Source organism: Hungatella sp. SL.1.14 (assembly GCF_024460495.1).
Lineage (GTDB): Bacteria > Bacillota > Clostridia > Lachnospirales > Lachnospiraceae > Hungatella > Hungatella hathewayi.
Window position 1 is genome coordinate 1 of the sequence record NZ_JANFYJ010000472.1, and the last position, 292, is coordinate 292.

Annotated in this window: 1 pseudogene; it reads right to left on the bottom strand. The window is 50.3% G+C overall.

The window, feature by feature from the left end:
* A pseudogene (gene proA / locus NE473_RS33335) lies at positions 1–185 on the bottom strand (glutamate-5-semialdehyde dehydrogenase); the annotation flags it as partial.
* Between the last annotated feature and the right edge of the window lie 107 nt (positions 186–292).

Below are 292 nucleotides of genomic sequence, written 5' to 3' on the forward strand. Positions count from 1 at the left end.
GTGCCCCAGTTTGTTCCGGCGTCGGAAGAGGATTGGGGCACGATCCGGCAGGCCTCTTCATCCGCCCGCACCTCGACCTGTTTTTTATCGAGCCTGGCTTTTAAAAGCGGCAGAAATTCTTCTGCGATCTTTTTGTGTATCACCAGTGATTCGCAGGCGTTGCAGACGCCGATCCTCTGAGTCTTGAGGAAGGCTTAAAGCTGCATCTGGAGTCTCTTGGATATCTATAAACCGCCGGGGCGGTTCCGATTGGTATAAACAAAAGAAAGTGTCTGGAAAACCAATTTTTTTC